Origin of the sequence: Pelomonas sp. KK5, assembly GCF_001984095.1 — a bacterium.
Taxonomy (GTDB): Bacteria; Pseudomonadota; Gammaproteobacteria; order Burkholderiales; family Burkholderiaceae_C; genus KK5.
Window position 1 is genome coordinate 1 of the sequence record NZ_LYVQ01000148.1, and the last position, 16,749, is coordinate 16,749.

At 68.7% G+C, this 16,749-nt stretch carries 20 protein-coding genes; 9 read left to right on the forward strand and 11 right to left on the reverse strand.

What is annotated here, in order from left to right; genetic code table 11:
* Positions 1-960 (reverse strand): IMP dehydrogenase (locus B0W88_RS21015; protein ID WP_144006871.1); only part of this gene is annotated, 960 nt, incomplete at its 3' end.
* Positions 961-1,042: 82 nt separating this feature from the next.
* Between B0W88_RS21015 and B0W88_RS21020 the strand changes: the two genes are divergently transcribed.
* On the forward strand, positions 1,043-1,555 hold the full coding sequence (locus tag B0W88_RS21020; RefSeq protein ID WP_083748946.1) for a DUF4124 domain-containing protein: 513 nt from the start codon (positions 1,043-1,045) through the stop codon (positions 1,553-1,555).
* Between the two features lie 25 nt (positions 1,556-1,580).
* Here the strand turns inward: B0W88_RS21020 and B0W88_RS21025 are convergent, their stop codons facing one another.
* Both B0W88_RS21025 and B0W88_RS21030 read right to left on the reverse strand, forming a co-directional pair.
* The gene (locus B0W88_RS21025) at positions 1,581-2,285 is read right to left on the reverse strand and encodes a riboflavin synthase subunit alpha (protein WP_077036588.1); all 705 of its coding nucleotides are present in this window, start codon (positions 2,283-2,285) and stop codon (positions 1,581-1,583) included.
* Between the two features lie 2 nt (positions 2,286-2,287).
* A complete protein-coding gene (locus tag B0W88_RS21030; RefSeq protein ID WP_233151793.1) occupies positions 2,288-2,635 on the reverse strand; it encodes an ArsC family reductase in 348 nt (115 codons plus the stop codon).
* 24 nt (positions 2,636-2,659) lie between these two features.
* Between B0W88_RS21030 and aat the strand changes: the two genes are divergently transcribed.
* Both aat and B0W88_RS21040 read left to right on the forward strand, forming a co-directional pair.
* The gene (gene aat, locus B0W88_RS21035) at positions 2,660-3,406 is read left to right on the forward strand and encodes a leucyl/phenylalanyl-tRNA--protein transferase (RefSeq protein WP_077036590.1); all 747 of its coding nucleotides are present in this window, start codon (positions 2,660-2,662) and stop codon (positions 3,404-3,406) included.
* A 6-nt stretch (positions 3,407-3,412) separates the two neighbouring features.
* Positions 3,413-4,135, forward strand: a complete 723-nt coding sequence (locus tag B0W88_RS21040) for an arginyltransferase (RefSeq protein WP_077036591.1) — start codon at positions 3,413-3,415, stop codon at positions 4,133-4,135.
* Positions 4,136-4,139: 4 nt separating this feature from the next.
* Here B0W88_RS21040 and B0W88_RS21045 read toward each other — a convergent pair whose 3' ends face one another.
* Entirely contained in the window at positions 4,140-4,490 is a 351-nt protein-coding gene (locus B0W88_RS21045) for a DUF3579 domain-containing protein (RefSeq protein WP_077036592.1), read from the reverse strand.
* Between the two features lie 186 nt (positions 4,491-4,676).
* Here B0W88_RS21045 and B0W88_RS21050 point away from each other — a divergent pair, with 186 nt between their 5' ends.
* From B0W88_RS21050 to B0W88_RS21065, 4 genes are read left to right on the forward strand one after another with little or no spacing between them, the layout of a single operon-like run.
* Complete coding sequence (locus B0W88_RS21050; protein WP_077036593.1) at positions 4,677-5,882, forward strand: aspartate aminotransferase family protein; 1,206 nt, start codon at positions 4,677-4,679, stop codon at positions 5,880-5,882.
* Positions 5,879-6,841, forward strand: a complete 963-nt coding sequence (gene argF / locus B0W88_RS21055; protein WP_077036594.1) for an ornithine carbamoyltransferase — start codon at positions 5,879-5,881, stop codon at positions 6,839-6,841. Before B0W88_RS21050 ends, argF begins: the two co-directional genes overlap by 4 nt.
* Positions 6,842-6,869: 28 nt before the next feature.
* Positions 6,870-7,616 (forward strand): metallophosphoesterase, encoded by a 747-nt coding sequence (locus B0W88_RS21060; protein ID WP_077036595.1) that lies wholly within the window; start codon positions 6,870-6,872, stop codon positions 7,614-7,616.
* 10 nt (positions 7,617-7,626) lie between these two features.
* Positions 7,627-9,096 carry a bifunctional serine/threonine-protein kinase/universal stress protein gene (locus B0W88_RS21065; RefSeq protein ID WP_083748947.1) on the forward strand — a complete coding sequence of 490 codons (1,470 nt, stop codon included), beginning with the start codon at positions 7,627-7,629 and terminating at the stop codon, positions 9,094-9,096.
* 8 nt (positions 9,097-9,104) lie between these two features.
* On the opposite strand, the gene B0W88_RS21070 is transcribed toward B0W88_RS21065, so the two are convergent.
* On the reverse strand, positions 9,105-9,536 hold the full coding sequence (locus tag B0W88_RS21070; RefSeq protein ID WP_077036596.1) for a copper chaperone PCu(A)C: 432 nt from the start codon (positions 9,534-9,536) through the stop codon (positions 9,105-9,107).
* 23 nt (positions 9,537-9,559) lie between these two features.
* Here B0W88_RS21070 and B0W88_RS21075 point away from each other — a divergent pair, with 23 nt between their 5' ends.
* Positions 9,560-9,901, forward strand: a complete 342-nt coding sequence (locus tag B0W88_RS21075; RefSeq protein ID WP_077036597.1) for a YkgJ family cysteine cluster protein — start codon at positions 9,560-9,562, stop codon at positions 9,899-9,901.
* Here the strand turns inward: B0W88_RS21075 and B0W88_RS21080 are convergent.
* Positions 9,891-11,075: a tetratricopeptide repeat protein gene (locus B0W88_RS21080; RefSeq protein ID WP_077036598.1), complete on the reverse strand. Its 1,185-nt coding sequence runs from the start codon at positions 11,073-11,075 to the stop codon at positions 9,891-9,893. The two genes, B0W88_RS21075 and B0W88_RS21080, sit on opposite strands and share 11 nt — an antisense overlap.
* 176 nt (positions 11,076-11,251) lie before the next feature.
* Between B0W88_RS21080 and B0W88_RS21085 the strand changes: the two genes are divergently transcribed.
* On the forward strand, positions 11,252-11,818 hold the full coding sequence (locus B0W88_RS21085) for a GGDEF domain-containing protein (protein ID WP_077036599.1): 567 nt from the start codon (positions 11,252-11,254) through the stop codon (positions 11,816-11,818).
* A gap of 4 nt (positions 11,819-11,822) precedes the next feature.
* On the opposite strand, the gene B0W88_RS21090 is transcribed toward B0W88_RS21085, so the two are convergent.
* From B0W88_RS21090 to B0W88_RS21110, 5 genes are read right to left on the reverse strand one after another with little or no spacing between them, the layout of a single operon-like run.
* Positions 11,823-12,998 (reverse strand): acyl-CoA dehydrogenase, encoded by a 1,176-nt coding sequence (locus B0W88_RS21090; RefSeq protein WP_077036600.1) that lies wholly within the window; start codon positions 12,996-12,998, stop codon positions 11,823-11,825.
* Positions 12,999-13,011: 13 nt separating this feature from the next.
* Positions 13,012-13,419, reverse strand: coding sequence for a RidA family protein (locus tag B0W88_RS21095; RefSeq protein ID WP_077036601.1), 408 nt, complete (start codon positions 13,417-13,419; stop codon positions 13,012-13,014).
* A complete protein-coding gene (locus tag B0W88_RS21100; RefSeq protein WP_077036602.1) occupies positions 13,412-13,828 on the reverse strand; it encodes a thioesterase family protein in 417 nt (138 codons plus the stop codon). Before B0W88_RS21100 ends, B0W88_RS21095 begins: the two co-directional genes overlap by 8 nt.
* Positions 13,825-15,450 (reverse strand): AMP-binding protein, encoded by a 1,626-nt coding sequence (locus B0W88_RS21105; protein WP_077036603.1) that lies wholly within the window; start codon positions 15,448-15,450, stop codon positions 13,825-13,827. The genes B0W88_RS21100 and B0W88_RS21105 overlap by 4 nt, the downstream gene beginning before the upstream one ends.
* Entirely contained in the window at positions 15,447-16,568 is a 1,122-nt protein-coding gene (locus tag B0W88_RS21110) for an acyl-CoA dehydrogenase family protein (RefSeq protein WP_077036604.1), read from the reverse strand. Before B0W88_RS21110 ends, B0W88_RS21105 begins: the two co-directional genes overlap by 4 nt.
* Positions 16,569-16,749 lie beyond the last annotated feature (181 nt).

Sequence of the window (16,749 nt, forward strand, 5' to 3'; positions counted from 1 at the left end):
GTGCCGCAGATCGCGGCCATCGACTTCGTCGCCGGCGACGATGCGGGTGGTGCAGATCGAGCCCGGGCCGATGCCGACCTTGACGCCGTCCGCGCCCGCCTCGACCAGCGCCAGCGCGGCCGCGCCGGTGGCGATGTTGCCGCCGATGACATCGACCTGCGGATAGTTGCGCTTGACCCAGCGCACGCGCTCGATCACGCCGGCGCTGTGGCCGTGGGCGGTGTCGACGACGATCGCGTCCACGCCGGCCTTGACCAGCAGTTCCACGCGCTCCTCGGTGCCCTCGCCCACGCCGACGGCGGCGCCGACGCGCAGCTTGCCGTGGGCGTCACGGGCGGCATTGGGGAAGTTGGTCTGCTTGGTGATGTCCTTGACGGTCATCAGGCCGCGCAGCTCGAAGGCGTCGTTGACGACCAGCACGCGCTCCAGCTTGTGCTTGTGCATCAGCGCCTTGCCTTCGGCCAGCGTGGCGCCTTCCTTGACGGTGATCAGGCGCTCGGCCGGGGTCATGATCTCGCTGACCGGGGCGTCCATCTTGGTCTCGAAGCGCAGGTCGCGGCCGGTGACGATGCCGACGACGCGCTTGCCATTGAGCACCGGGAAGCCGGAGATGCCGTGCTGCTCGGACAGCGCCTTGACCTGGCGCACCGTGGTGTCGGCCGTGATCGTGATCGGGTCGCGCAGCACGCCGGACTCGTAGCGCTTGACACGGGCCACTTCGGCGGCCTGCTGTTGCGCGGTCAGGTTCTTGTGGACGATGCCGATGCCGCCCTCCTGCGCGATGGCGATCGCCAGGCGCGCTTCCGTCACCGTGTCCATGGCGGCGGAAACCAGGGGCAGGTTCAGGTGGATGTTGCGGGAAAGCCGGGTGGCGAGGCTGGTGTCGCGAGGCAACACCTGGGAGAACGCTGGCACCAACAGAACGTCGTCGAAGGTGAGCGCTTTTCCTAAAAGGCGCATGAGGGAAGCTCCAGTCGCAAAGCGGCATTATACGGAGTGCGGCATTACCCCTGCTTACCCAGGGCCCCGGTAGACTTTGCGGATGCTCAAGTTCCCGCCCTTGGCCCGTGTGGCCCTCGTCGTGCTAACGCTGTGCCTCAGCGCACAGGCGCAAGCCCAATGGAAGTGGCGCGACGCCGCCGGCAAGGTGCAGTACAGCGACCTGCCGCCGCCCTCCGGCGTCCCCGAGAAGGACATCCTCCAGCGCCCGCCGGGCCAGAAGCTTCAGGTGCAGGTCATCCCGCCGCCGGGCACCGCGCCCAGCGCCCCGCCGCCCGTAGCCGCCAGCGGCCCCAGCAAGGCCGAGCAGGACCAGGCGGCGAAGCAGAAGCAGCAGGAACTGGCCGACAAGCAGAAGCTCGCGGAACAGGAGCGCAAGAACGCCCAGATCCGCCGCGAGAACTGCGCCCGCGCCCAGGACAATATGCGACTGCTGCAGGACGGCAGGCGCCTGAACCAGCTCAACGACAAGGGCGAGCGGGTCATCATGGACGACGAGGCCCGCGCCGTGGAGCAGCGGCGCGTGCAGGAAACGATCAACAGCGAGTGCCGCTGACCTTTCTGCTGACCCTTCCGCTGAACTAACGAGGTATCTGGACGGGCCGGGCCAGTTCGTCCACCGAACCGCCCTGCGCGGCCAGCAGCTTCTCCAGCGCGGGCAGCAGCGGCCCGAGGCGCTCGTCGATCGCGTCGCGCACCGTGTCCACGAAGACCTGGGTGGAGCGCTCGATCTCGATGTTCAGCTCGGCGCCGACGCCCTTGTCGCCGAAGGTGGTCATGCGCAGCGTCTCGGGGATCAGCCAGACCTCGAACCAGCCGGCCTTGCGGTCGGCCTCGGCCACGGTCAGGCTGGCGCCGTTGATCGCGATATAGCCCTTGGCGAAGATGTAGCGCATCCAGGGCTGCGGCACGGCGATGCGCAGCACGTGATTGTTCTCGGGCTGGCGGATCGCCGCCACGGTCGCCTTGAAATCGATGTGGCCGGACAGCGGGTGGCCGCCGATCTCGGCGCCGTCCTTCGCGGCCCGCTCGACGTTGATCGGACTGCCTTCGGCCAGCGCGCCCAGGGTCGTGAGGTTCAGGCTCTGCTGCATCACGTCGAAGTCGGCCTGCGTGTCGCTGGTGAGCCGCGTGACGGTCAGGCAGACGCCGTCGCAGGAGACGCTGGCGCCGATCTCCAGGCCCGCGCAGAAGCCGGGCGGGAAGTCGAGCGTGAAGCTGCGCAGGCCGGGGCGGTCGGTGATGGTGGCGACCTTCGCCACGCCTTGGACGATGCCGGTGAACATGGTCAGTGTTTCCCTTCCCAGGCTTCGGGGGCGAAGCCGACGGTCAGCGAGCCGTCGGCCCATTCGACGATGGGGCGCTTGATGACGCTCGGATTCGCGGTTAGCACGGGCTCGGCGCTGGCCGCGTCGACGACGCCAGCCTTCGTTTCGTCATCCAGCTTGCGCCAGGCGGTGCCCGAGCGGTTCACGACCTTTTCCCAGCCCAACTGCGAAAACCAGCGGTGCAGATGATCGGCCGGAACGCCGGCCTTCTTGTAGTCATGAAATTCATAGGAAACGCCCTGCTCCGCGAGCCAGGCGCGCGCACGCTTGACCGTGTCGCAATTGGGAATGCCGTAGAGAATTGTCATGGGGTCGCACGCTACCATGGCTCGATGATCGACTGGCTCGACGAGGCTTCTCTCGACTTCCCCCCGACCTCCCGCGCGCTCGGCCCCGACACCGACGCGCCCGGCCTGCTCGCCGCCGGCGGCGACCTGACCCCGGAACGGCTGCAGGCCGCCTACTCGCGCGGCATCTTCCCCTGGTACGGCGCCGGCCAGCCGCCGCTGTGGTGGTCGCCGGAGCCGCGCATGGTGCTGCAGACGAAGGATTTCAAGCTCTCGCGCTCGCTGCGCAAGACGCTGAAGCATTTCATCGAGACGCCCGGCTGCGAGATCCGCGTGGACAGCGCCACGCCCGAGGTGCTGGCCGCCTGCGCCAACGCCCCGCGCGAGGGCCAGAACGGCACCTGGATCCTGCCCGAGATGCAGGCCGCCTACCTGGCCTGGCAGCAGCGCGACGGCGCGGTGCACAGCATCGAGACCTGGGTGAACGGCGAGCTCGCCGGCGGCCTCTACGGCATCAACCTCGGCCGCATGTTCTTCGGCGAGTCGATGTTCATGCGCCGCACCGATGCGTCGAAGATCGCGCTGGCGGCGCTGGTCTGCCTGTGCCGCGAGCACGGCATCGCCTGGATCGACTGCCAGCAGAACACCCGGCACCTGGCCTCGCTGGGTGCGGCAGAAGTCTCGCGCCGGGCCTTCGAAGCCCACCTGCGCGCCTCGGTGACGCAGGCGGCGCCGGACGATTGGTCCTATCATCGAAACCTCTGGTCCCACCTGCTCTCACCTGCCGCCTGAACGGACGTGACCTACCCGAAAGACCTCCCGCTGGCCGAGCTGCAGTTCTACGCGACTGCCGCCTATCCCTGCAGCTACCTGCCGCAGCGCCAGGCCCGCTCGCAGGTGGCCACGCCGAGCCACCTGATCCATGCGGACGCCTACTCGAACCTGGTGGCCGCGGGCTTCCGCCGCAGCGGGCTGTTCACCTATCGCCCGTATTGCGACAGCTGCAAGGCCTGCGTGCCGATGCGGGTGCCAGTGAACGAGTTCAAGCCCTCGCGCAGCCAGCGCCGCGCGCTGAAGCGCCACGAAGGCCTGCATGCGCGGGTGATGCGCCTGGGCTTCAGCCAGGAACACTACGAGCTCTACCTGCGCTACCAGGCCGGGCGCCACTCCGGCGGCGGCATGGACCAGGACAGCGTGGACCAGTACACCCAGTTCCTGCTGCAGAGCCGGATCAACTCGCGGCTGGTCGAATTCCGCGACGCCGCCGGCGTGCTGAAGATGGTCTCGATCCTGGACATCCTCAGCGACGGCCTCTCGGCCGTCTACACCTTCTACGAGCCCGAGGCGGGCCAGAGCTACGGCGTCTACAACGTGCTGTGGCAGATCGAGCAGACCCGCGAGCTGAAGCTGCCCCACCTGTACCTGGGCTACTGGATCGCCGAGAGCCCGAAGATGGCCTACAAGGCCGACTACCGGCCGCACCAGCTGCTGCGCGACGGGCGCTGGACCACGTCGGAGTAAGGCGTTACTCGCGCTGACTGCCCGCGTCGGGTTTGTCGGGAAGCAGGCAGGCGTCCGCCACCTGCAGGTTGTTGTCCCGGGCGAAGTTCATCACGAAGTCCCAGGCCATCGGCTCCAGTTCGCGCAGCGCCTCGTTGACGATGACGCACTTGACCCCGTTGATCACCCGCGGCACGCACAGCGGCGAGTAGCCGATATGGCCGCCCGGCCCCATCGGGGCGCCACCGGGGCGGAAGCAGGACATCACGCCGGCCAGCCGCTCCGACCAGTCGCTGGGCCTGAAGGTGCGCCCGTCCCGGGTCAGGCCCTGGATGAAGACTTCGCGAGGTTTGGCTGGAGGTGAGGAGGAACTCATGGATCGGCACGGCGTCGGCCCGGTCCGGTCGGACGCGACGGGCGCTATTGTGCCTTGCTTGTGTTGCGCCGCAGCACGCGGGCCGGAAATCACCATGCTGTCATGCGCGCCCGTAGAATCGTCGCGCGCGGATCGTCCTTTCGATGCCGCGTTTTTTAATCAACCCTCGATTTCAAGAAGGCTCCGATGAACGCTGTCCTCCCGTCCGATCCGCACGTGATGCAAACCTACGGCCGCCTGCCCGTCGCCCTGTCGCACGGCCAGGGCTGCTGGGTCTGGGACACGAACGGACGACGATTGCTGGACGGCCTGTCGGGCATCGCGGTCAACACCGTCGGCCACGCCCACCCGCGCCTGGTGCCGGCGCTGCAGGACCAGGTCGCCAAGCTGATCCACACCAGCAACTACTACCAGGTGCCGCTGCAGGAGAAGCTGGCCGCGCGCCTGGTGGAGATCTCCGGCCTGGCCAATGTCTTCTTCTGCAACTCGGGCCTGGAGGCCAACGAGGCCGCGCTGAAGCTGGCCCGCAAGTTCGGCCATGACAAGGGCATCGTCGCGCCGGAAGTGATCGTGTTCGAAGGCGCCTTCCATGGCCGCTCGATCGCCACGCTGTCGGCCACCGCCAACCCGAAGATCCAGGCCGGCTTCGGCCCGCTGGTGCCGGGCTTCGTGCGCGTGCCGCTGAACGATCTCGCCGCCGTCGAGGCTGCCGTCAAGGCGCATCCGAACGTCACCGCGATCTTCCTGGAGACCATCCAGGGCGAAGGCGGCATCAACCCGGCCCGCATCGAGTTCCTGCAGGGCCTGCGCCGCATCTGCGACGCGAACGACCTGCTGCTGATGCTCGACGAGGTGCAGTGCGGCATCGGCCGCACCGGCAAGTGGTTCGCGCACCAGTGGGCCGGTATTCAGCCGGACGTGATGCCGCTGGCCAAGGGCCTGGGCTCGGGCGTGCCGATCGGCGCGGTCGTGGCCGGCCCGCGCGCCGCGAAGATCTTCGGCCCCGGCAACCACGGCACCACCTTCGGCGGCAACCCGCTGGCGATGCGCGCCGGCGTCGAGACGCTGTCGATCATGACGGACGACGGCCTGCTGGCCAACGCCGCGGCCATCGGCAAGCAGATCGCCGACGGCCTGGTCGCCGGCCTCTCGGCCACGCCCGGCTTCGTCGAGGTGCGCGGCCAGGGCCTGATGCTGGGCGTGGCGCTGGACCGCCCCTGCGGCGCGCTGCTGGGCCAGGCGCTGGAGGCCGGCCTGCTGATCAGCGTGACGGCCGACAGCGTCGTGCGCCTGCTGCCCGCGTTGATCATGAACAGCGATGAGGCCAAGCATCTGGTGGACATCCTCGTGCCGCTGATCAAGAGCTTCCTGGCCTCGACGCCCAAGCCATGAAGCCGGGGAACTCTCTGATGCGCCACTACCTGCAGTTCAAGGACTTCCGGGCCGAGGAATACACGCACCTGTTCGAGCGCGCCTCGGCGATCAAGCGCCGCTTCAAGAACTACGAGAAGTACCAGCCGCTGCAGGACCGCACGCTGGCGATGATCTTCGAGAAGGCCAGCACGCGCACCCGCGTGAGCTTCGAGGCGGGCATGTACCAGATGGGCGGCTCGGTCGTTCACCTGACCACCGGCGACAGCCAGCTCGGCCGCGCCGAGCCGGTGGAGGACAGCGCCCGCGTGATCTCGCGCATGGTCGACATCGTGATGATCCGCACCTACGAGCAGACCAAGATCGAGCGCTTCGCCGCGCACTCGCGCGTGCCGGTCATCAACGGCCTGACCAACGAGTACCACCCCTGCCAGATCCTGGCCGACCTGTTCACCTTCATCGAGAACCGCTGCATGGACCGCCGCGGTGCGATCGACATGGACGGGCTCAAGGGCCGCGTGGTGGCCTGGGTGGGCGACGGCAACAATATGGCCAACACCTGGCTGCAGGCGGCCGAGATCCTCGGCTTCACGGTCCACGTCAGCACGCCCAGCGGCTACGAGATCGACGCCGCCGTGGCCGGCATCAAGGACAGCGCCTGCTACAAGGTCTTCAAGGACCCGATGGACGCCTGCCGCGGCGCGGACTTGGTCACCACCGACGTCTGGACCAGCATGGGCTACGAGGCCGAGAACGAGGCGCGCCGTACGGCCTTCGCGGACTGGTGCGTCGATGCGGAGATGATGGCCGTGGCCAAGCCGGATGCGCTGTTCATGCACTGCCTGCCGGCGCATCGGGGCGAGGAAGTGTCCGCCGATGTGATCGACGGCCCGCAGTCGGTCGTCTGGGATGAGGCCGAGAACAGGATGCACGTGCAGAAGGCCCTGATGGAGTACCTGCTGCTGGGCCGGATCGGCTGATCGTCACGCCACGGTTATCCTCTCGGCCATGAGCAAGATGGCCCTGATCACCGACGTGCATGCGAACCGCCAGGCACTGGAAGCGGTACTCGAACATGCGCGCGCGAACGGCGCCCGCGAATACGCCTTCCTGGGCGACCTGGTCGGCTATGGCTCCGACCCTGCCTGGGTGGTGGACACCGTGGCCGCCTACCAGGCCCAGGGCGCCGTCGTCATCATGGGCAACCACGACGAGGCCGCGCTGGCCGGCGACTCGGATGTCATGCACGAAGACGCCCGCCAGGCCCAGCGCTGGACCCACGCGCACCTCTCGCGCTCGCAGCTCGAGTTCCTCGCCAGCCTGCCGATGAGCGCCCAGCGCGGCGACTGCCTGTTCGTCCACGCCAATGCCTGGGCGCCCAAGGACTGGGGCTACATCACCGGCCGCATCGAGGCGATGCGCAGCCTGCACGCCACCACCGCCCGCTACACCTTCTGCGGCCACATGCACGAGCCGATGCTCTACCACCTGTCCGGCACCGGCAAGGCGGGCGACTTCAAGCCGGTGCCCGGCGTGCCGATCCCGCTGCTGAGCCACCGCCAGTGGCTGGTGATCCCCGGCTCCTGCGGCCAGCCGCGCGACGGCAACCCGGCCGCCTGCTACGCCCTGTTCGACCCGCGCAGCCAGGAGCTCAGCTTCGAGCGCGTGCCCTACGACGCCGAGGCCGCCGCCGCCGGCATCCGCGCCGCCGGCCTGCCGGAGCGCCTGGCCGATCGCCTGCTGGTCGGCCAGTAGATAACGACTTATGTCGACGGACACCGCCCCCGCCAGCGTCCTCGAACTGCCCCCGATGGCCACGCTGGAGCCGGGCATGGTGCTGGACGGCTTCCAGCTCGACGCACGCCTCCACCAGGGCGGCATGGCCCACCTCTGGGCCGTGACCCGCCTGGGCGACAAGCCGCCCGGCGAGGACTTCCCGCTGATCATGAAGGTGCCGCGCATCAAGGGCGGGGAGGACCCGGCCACCATCGTCGGCTTCGAGGTCGAGCAGATGCTGATGCCGGCGCTGACCGGCCCGCACGTGCCGCGCTTCGTCGCCCGTGGCGACTGGACCCGCCAGGCCTATGTGGTGATGGAGCGCATCGACGGCCCCACCCTGCGCCCGCGCCTGGACGAGGCGCCGCTGCCGCTGGACGAGCTGTGCGACCTCGGCGCCCGCGTGGCGCTGGCCCTGCATGCGCTGCACCGCCAGCATGTGGTGCACCTGGACGTGAAGCCCAGCAACATCATGTTCCGGCCCGACGGCACGATCGTGATGGTGGACTTCGGCCTCTCGCGGCACGACCATCTCCCCGACCTGCTGGAAGAGGAGTTCTCGCTGCCGATGGGCACCGGCCCCTACATGTCGCCGGAGCAGGTGCAGTTCGTGCGCAACGACCCGCGCAGCGACCTGTTCGCCCTGGGCGTGATGCTCTACCACCTGGCCACCGGCGAGCGGCCCTTCGGCCAGCCGACTTCGGTGCGCGGCCTGCGCCGGCGGCTCTATGTGGAGCCGGTGCCGCCGCGGGCCATCAACCCGGACATCCCGCCCTGGCTGCAGGAGATCATCCTGCACTGCCTGGAGGTCAAGCCCGAGCGCCGCTACCAGAGCGCCGCGCAGCTGGCGCTGGACCTGCGCCAGCCGCTGGGCGTGCAGCTCACGCGCCGCGCCGACAAGCTGGCCCGCAGCGGCGCGCTGGTGCGGCTCAAGCGCTGGTTCTTCGCCCTGGGCAGCGAGCCGGCTCCGCGCACGGAGCCCACCGCCCAGTCGACCACGCGCAGCCCCATCGTGATGGCCGCCGTCGACCTGGAAGACACCACGCCCGAATTGCTGGGGCAACTGCGCGAGATCGTGCGCCGCATCGTGCAGACCGAGCCCGGCGCCCGGCTGGCCTGCGTCAGCGTGATGCGCACCGCGCGGCTCGGCATCGACGAGCTGACCGACAAGGAAGGCCGCAGCCTGCATGTGAAGCAGCTTATCGGCCTGCAGCACTGGGCGCGGCCGATCAGCCGCGAGCTGAAGCTGGAGGACGGCCGGCTGACCTTCCACGTGCTGGAGGCCCCGGACACCGGCGACGCGATCGTCGAGTTCGCCAACAAGAACGGCATCGACCACATCGTGCTGGGCGCCCGCGCCACCTCGACGCTGCAGCGCTACCTGGGCAGCGTGTCCTCGCAGGTGTTGAACGAGGTCGGCTGCACGGTCACGGTCGTGCGCGAGACCCCGTCCACGTAAGCCGTTACTTACTTGCCCAGGGCGCGCGCCTCGGCCTTCACCTCGACCGTCTGACGCTTGCCGCCCTTGCCCTCGAAGACCAGCGTCAGCGGCACCGCATCGCCCGCCTTGATGGGCGCTTTCAGGTCCATCATCATCACGTGATAGCCGCCGGGCTTGAGCTCGACGGTCTTGCCTGCGGGCAGCGGCAGGCCCGTTTCCAGCTCGCGCATCTTCATCACGTCGCCCTGCATCGCCATCTCGTGGATCTGCACCATGCCGGCGGCGGGCGAGCTGACGCTGAGCAGCTTCGCGTCCTCGGTGGAACGCAGCGTGAAGAAGGCGCCGGTGGCCTTCTGCTGCGCGACCGTGGCGCGGACCCAGGGCTTGTCGACGGTGACCTGGGCGTGGGCGGCGAGCGTGGCCAGCGCCAGCGCGAAGGAGGTGATCAATGTCTTCATGCACCACATCTTAGACTTGCGCCATGTCCACCAATCCCTGCACCGCCTGCGGCGCCTGCTGCGCCAGCTTCCGCGTCGACTTCGCCCGCGAGGAACTGCAATCCGAGGGCGGCTGCGTGCCGGACGGCCTCACGGTCGAACTCACCGGCACGCTGGCCCGCATGCGCGGCACCGACCATGCGCAGCCGCGCTGCGCCGCGCTGACCGGCACGGTGGGCGTCAAGGCCGGCTGCGGCATCTACGAGTGGCGGCCGGCGCCCTGCCGGGAGTTCGGCCTGCGGGCGCCGATGGGCTTCGGCGACGAGGCCTGCGCGCGCGCCCGGGCGCGGCACGGCTTGCCCCCACTCAGCGGACTCAGTGGATGAAGGTGCCGCTGGTGTTGCGCTTCTGCGCGTTCAGCCACTCCAGCTTGGCGGTGTAGAGGTCGCGGTCCCGGGTCGTCGTGCTGTTCTCCAGCGCCAGCGCGATTTGCTTGCGCGCCTGCTTGACGTCGCCGAGGCCGTAGTTCGCCAGCGCCAGCCAGAAGTGGAACTCGTGGTAATAGGCCGAGCGGTCGACTTCCTTGCTGAAGTAGTCGCGCGCGTTGGCGTAGTCGCCCGCCTTCATCGCGGCGATGCCCAGATCGAAGTATCGGAACGGTGGATAAGGCTGGAGGTTGTCCAGCTTGGCCTGCAACTGCACGGCTTCCTGGCCGCGGTGCTGGTCCTTCAGCACCAGGATCAGGTTGGACATGGCTTGCGTGTTGGCCGGTTCGTTGTCCATCACATAGCGCAGCGCCCGCTCGGCCGCCTGCGTGTTGCCGTGCCGCCGGTAGATCACGCCCAGCGTGTTGTATCCGCTCAGGTACTTGGGATCCTGGCGCAGCGCCTCCCGGACCCAGGCGTAGGCCTCGTCGAGCCGGCCGTCGTTGAGGTTCTCGGCGGCGCGGTTGTTCATGTACATCGCCACGATGGTCGACTCGCCGATCTCCATCGCCCGCTGGTTGCGGATCAGCTCGCTGGGCAGGAAGTCGATCGTCATGCCGTCGGCCATCAGGTTCTTGCCCTGCACCGCCTTCGGGTCCTCGCCCAGCGTCAGGTTCACGTGGCCGGACAGGAACAGGAACTCGTCGCTGCGGCTCCAGGTGGGCTCCACATAGACGTTGCGGTAATGGACGTTCAGGCCCATCTCCTTGGCGAAGGCCGCGGTCATCAGCACCAGCGACATGCAGTTGCCCGATCGGGCCGCGAAGGCCTCCGACGCGGTGCGCGTGGTGCCCGAGTCGTACTCCAGGCGCAGCGACTTGCTGCTGTTCAGCGCATCCACCAGCGCCTGGCGCGGATCCTTGTGGAAGTTCTGCCGCGCCAGGTCCTTCCTGATGAATTCGTGCATCGCCGGGCTCAGCTCGAATACCTCGGTGGCCGAGATGTGCTGGGTCGCCGGCGCGAAGAGCGCGTCCTGGAACATGTCGGTGGGCACCGGCGTGGCCGGTGGTGTCAAGGCGCAGGCGCCGAGTAGCGAAGCCAGCACCAGCAGCGGGATCGAACGGCGGGCTCTCATGTCGAACTCCTAACGGGCAATCCGCGCGGCATACACACGCGCGCATGCCGATGCTAGTCCCAATCAGGCAGCCATGCCGCTCGTCACCCCCCGCGCCTGCATTGCTGCTCTGCAGCATCGCAGCCCTCTGCAATTCGCATAGGATGGGCCGACCCCGGCCAGACACAGGAGCTCCGATGACCAGCCTCACGACGACCACCCCGACCGGCACTCTGGCCCGCCAGGACGGCATGCAAAGGCTTCAGCAGGCGGCGCAACAGGCCGCGGCGGCGCGCAAGCCGCTGGCGGTGCTGACGCTGGACCTGGACCACTTCAAGCCCTTCCACGACGAGGTCGGCGAGCCGCGCGCCGCCGAGGTGCTGGAGGAACTGGCCGCGGTGACCGGCCGCACGCTGCCGGCCGGCACCGCGCTGGCCCATCTGGGCAGCGACGAGTTCTTCGCCGTCCTGCCCGACACCACGCTGGCTGCCGCACAGGCAATGGCCGAGCGCCTTCGAACAGCGATCGAGCAAGGCCTCTCCGGCTTCGACGCCTCGCCGCGGCTGACCGCCACGATCGGCGTCGCCGTCAGCCCGGCCGAGGGCAGCTGGAACGGCGACGACCTGCTGGCCCTGGCCGACATGCGCATGACCTTCGCCAAGCGCCGCCTCACCCCCCATCACAACCTGGTCTGGGCCGGCACCCTGCCCTCGGACTGGTACACCCGCCTCGATCTCGACCCGGCCCGCTGGCCGGCTCTCTGAACGCTCAGAACGCGGCGATCCCGGTGATCGCGCGGCCGAGGATCAGTGCGTGGATGTCGTGGGTGCCTTCGTAGGTATTCACGACTTCCAGGTTCACCAGATGGCGGGCCACGCCGAACTCGTCGCTGATGCCGTTGCCGCCCAGCATGTCGCGCGCCACGCGGGCGATGTCCAGCGCCTTGCCGCAGGAGTTGCGCTTCATGATCGAGGTGATCTCGACCGAAGCCGTCCCGTCGTCCTTCATCCGGCCCAGCCGCAGGCAGCCCTGCAGGCCCAGCGTGATCTCGGTCTGCATGTCGGCCAGCTTCTTCTGCACCAGCTGGTTGGCCGCCAGCGGCTTGCCGAACTGCTTGCGGTCCAGCGTGTACTGGCGCGCGGTGTGCCAGCAGTCCTCGGCGGCGCCCAGGGCGCCCCAGGCGATGCCGTAGCGGGCGCTGTTGAGGCAGGTGAACGGACCCTTCAGGCCGCGCACCTCGGGGAAGGCGTTCTCCTCGGGGCAGAAGACCTCGTCCAGCACGATCTCGCCAGTGATCGACGCACGCAGGCCCACCTTGCCGTGGATGGCCGGGGCGCTGAGGCCCTTCCAGCCCTTCTCCAGCACGAAGCCGCGGATCTGCCCGCCGTCGTCCTTGGCCCAGACGACGAACACGTCGGCGATGGGCGAGTTGGTGATCCACATCTTGGAGCCGCTGATCGAATAGCCGCCGTCGACCTTGCGGGCGCGGGTGACCATCGAGGCGGGATCGGAGCCGTGGTTCGGCTCGGTCAGGCCGAAGCAGCCGATCCACTCGCCGCTGGCCAGCCTGGGCAGGTACTTGCGCTTGGTCTGCTCGTTGCCGAACTCGTTGATCGGCACCATCACGAGCGAGGACTGCACGCTCATCATCGAGCGGTAGCCCGAGTCCACCCGCTCGACCTCGCGGGCGATCAGGCCGTAGCAGACGTAGTTGAGGCCGGCGCCGCCGTATTCCTCGGGGATGGTGGCGCCGAGCAGGCCCAGCTCGCCCATCTCGCGGAAGATGGCCGCATCGGTCTTCTCGTGCCGGAAGGCCTCGGTGACGCGGGGGCGCAGCTTGTCCTGGCAGTAGGCGCGGGCGGCGTCGCGGACGGCGCGCTCGTCCTCGGTCAGTTGCTGGTCCAGCAGCAGCGGGTCGTCCCAGTGGAATTGCGGTTTGCTCATGATGTCTCTCTACTCAATGGGGCACGACGGCCGTGACCTCGATCTCGACCTTGGCCCGATCCTCGATCAGGCCGGCCACCTGCACCGCCGTCATGGCGATGCCGAATTCTCGCCCCAGCACCTCGCGGTAGGCGGCGCCGACCTCGCGGCCGCGCTGGACGTACTCGCGCTTGTCCAGCAGATACCAGGTCATCCGCACGATGTGCTCGGGCGCGGCGCCGGCCTCGGCCAGCACGGCCTTGATGTTGGCCAGCGCCTGGCGAACCTGGGCGACGAAATCATCGCTCTCGAACTCGCACTGCGCGTTCCAGCCGATCTGGCCGGCGACGAAGACCTGCCGGCCCGTGGCGGCCACGCCATTGGCGTAGCCGCGCGGCATGGCCCAGCCTTCAGGCTGCAGGATCTGCTTGTCGTCATTCATGGGTGCATAACTCCAAGGCTGCACGGAGGTCGTCGGGGAAAGGGATGGGCTGGTGGGTCTCCAGCGAGGTGCAGACCAGCACCTGCTCGAAGGCGGCGCGCAGGCCGTCGTCCCCATGGAACTCGACCTTCAGGACCAGCGAGGTGCGGCCCAGCTTTTGTATCTCGATCCGCTGCGCCAGCACGTCGCCCATGCGACTGATGCGCTTGAAGTCGGTCTTCAGCTGGATGGTCGGCATGCCGGTGCGGCGCGGGCCGAGCAGCGTGGCGTAGTCGACCTTCAGGCCGAGGTTGAACCAGTCCTCCATCACCTCGTGCAGCATCTCGAAATAGCGCGGGTAGTAGACGATGCCGGCGGGGTCGCAGTGGCCGAAGCGCACGCGCTGTTCGCGTTGGAATGCAATCTTCACTGCGGGGCCTCCTGGCGCAGACGGAAACGCTGGAGCTTACCGGTCTCGGTGCGCGGCAGGCTGGGCCGGAACTCGATCGCCCGCGGGTACTTGTAGGGCGCGATCATGGCCTTCACGTAGTCCTGCAACGCCTTGGCCATCTCCGGCCCGGCCACCCGGCCCTCGCGCAGCACGACGAAGGCCTTGACGATCTGGCCGCGCTCCTCGTCGGCCACGCCGATCACGCCGCACTCGGCCACGGCCGGGTGCGTCAGCAGGGCCGACTCCACCTCCGGCCCGGCGATGTTGTAGCCGCCGGAGATGATCATGTCGTCGGTGCGGGCCTGGTAGACGAAGTAGCCGTCCGCGTCGAGCAGGTAGGCGTCGCCGGTCAGGTTCCAGCCGCCGCTGACGTAGTTGCGCTGGCGCTCGTCGTCGAGATAGCGGCAGCCGGTCGGGCCCTTGACGGCCAGGCGGCCGACCTTGCCTACAGGCAAGACCTGGCCCTCGTCATCGAGGACGCAGGCCTGGTAGCCGGGCACCGCCTTGCCGGTGGCGCCGGGGCGGGCGTTCGATTCGTCGTGCGAGATGAAGATGTGCAGCATCTCGGTGGAGCCGATGCCGTCGATCATCTCGATGCCGGTCGCCTCCTTCCAAAGCTTGCGCGTGGCCGCGGGCAGCGCCTCGCCGGCGCTGACGCACTTGCGCAGGCTCGACAGGTCATGCTCGCCCGCCTTCGCCGCCATCGCCCGGTAGGAGGTGGGCGCGGTGAAGCAGACGCTGGCGCGGTACTTCGCAATCGCCGGCAGCAGCACCTCGGGCGCCGCCTGCTCCAGCAGCACGGTCGAGGCGCCCACGCTCAGCGGGAACAGCAGCAGGCCGCCCAGGCCGAAGGTGAAGGCCAGCGGCGGGCTGCCGATGAACACATCGTCGGCCGTGGCACGCAGGCAGTGCACCGGCCAGCAGCGGCAGGCGGCCAGCACGTCGCGGTGGTTGTGCATCGTGCCCTTGGGCTGGCCGGTCGTGCCCGAGGTGAAGGCGATGATGCAGCAGTCCTCGGCGGCGGTATCCACGTTGGCGAAGTGCGCGGACTTTCTCTCCGACAGCGATTCCAGCCCGTCCGCCGCCGTGCTGCGGTAGTGGACGACACTGCGCAGCGTCGGGCACTGCTCGCGCGCCTTGTCCAGTTCCTCGGCCAGGCGCTCGTCGCACAGCGCATGAGTGACGCGCGCTTTTTGAACCACCTGCGTCAGCTCCTTGGCGCGCAGCAGCGGCATCGTGCCGACCGCAATCGCGCCGGCCTTGATGATGGCGAACCAGCAGGCCGCCATCTGCGGCGTGTTGGCGCCGCGCAGCAGCACGCGGTTGCCGGGCTGCACACCCAGGTCGTCCACCAGCACGTGGGCGATGCGGTTGGCTTCGGCTTGCAGCTGGGCGTAGGTCCAGACCTCGCCGGAGCCTCCGGCGATCACGCAGGGCCGATTGCCGTGGCCGGCGGCGACCCACTGGTCCAGCAGATCGTGGGCGCAATTGATCCGCTCGGCGAACTGCAGTTCCGGGAGATCGAAGACCAGTTCCGGCCACTGCTCGCGTGGCGGCAGGTGGTCGTTGGCAAAGGTGTCGATATGGGCTGATTTGCTCATCTCAGAAGGTCTTTCCCGATGATCAGTTGCTGCACTTCGCTGGCGCCTTCGTAGATGCGCAGCGCGCGGATCTCGCGGTAGAGCGACTCGACCACTTCACCGCTGCGAACACCGCGGCCGCCATGCATCTGCACGGCCGCATCGATGACCTGCTGCGCGCCCTCCGTGGCCATCAGCTTGGCCATGGCCGCCTCGCGGGTCACGTTCCTGCCCTGGTCGCGCTGCCAGGCTGCGCGATAGACCAGCAGCGCCGCGCCGTCCACGGTGCAGGCCATGTCGGCCAGCTTGGCTTGCGTCAGCGGCATGTCGGCCAGCGTGCCGCCGAACATCTTGCGGCCCTTGGCCTGCTTCAGCCCCTCGTCCAGCGCGCGGCGGGCGAAGCCCAGCGCGGCGGCGGCCACCGAGGTGCGGAAGATGTCCAGCGTACGCATCGCCAGCTTGAAGCCCTGGCCGGGCGCGCCCAGCAAAGCGCTCTTCGGCACGCGGCAGTTCGTGAACTTCAGGCGGGCCAGCGGATGCGGCGCGATCACCTCGATGCGCTCGGCGATCTCGAAGCCCGGCATGCCGGCGTCGACAATGAAGGCGCTGATGCCACGGCTCCCGGGCGCTTCGCCGGTGCGGGCGAACAGCACGTAGAAGTCGGCGATGCCGCCGTTGGAGATGAAGGTCTTCTCGCCGTTCAGGACATAACCGTCACCTTCGACGGTGGCGCTGCACTGCATCGCCGCCACGTCGGAGCCGGCCTCGGGCTCGGTCAATGCAAAAGCGGCTAGCGCCTCGCCGCGGGCCACGCGCGGCAGGTAGCGCTCGCGCTGCGCGGGCGTGCCGTCCAGCGAGATGGCGCCGGAGCCCAGGCCCTGCATCGCGAAGGCGAAGTCGGCCAGGCCGTCGTGGCGGGCGAGGGTCTCGCGCAGCAGGCAGATGGCGCGGGTGTCGATGCGTTCGCCGACGGCGTGATGGAGCCAGCCGCCATCGCCCAGTTGCTTGACCAGCGTGCGGCAGGCGCCGTCCACGTCCGCATGGTCGACATGCGCCAAGTGCTCGCCGCACCAGTCATTCAGCCGCGCCGCCAGTTCGCGGTGGCGGTCTTCGAAGAAGGGCCACTCAGTGTGATTCATGAAATACCTTTCGCATCGATTCGGCTGAGCCACGGACCATGGGCGGAGCCGTCCACTCCGTGTCCTCCGACCGCTCCGCGGTCTCCCCCTTTTACCTGCGTGGCCGGCTCCGCCCATGCTCCGCGGCCGCCACCAGCACCGAAGCGCGGCGAAAGCTGAGCGGTGGGGCGCCCCATGGCGC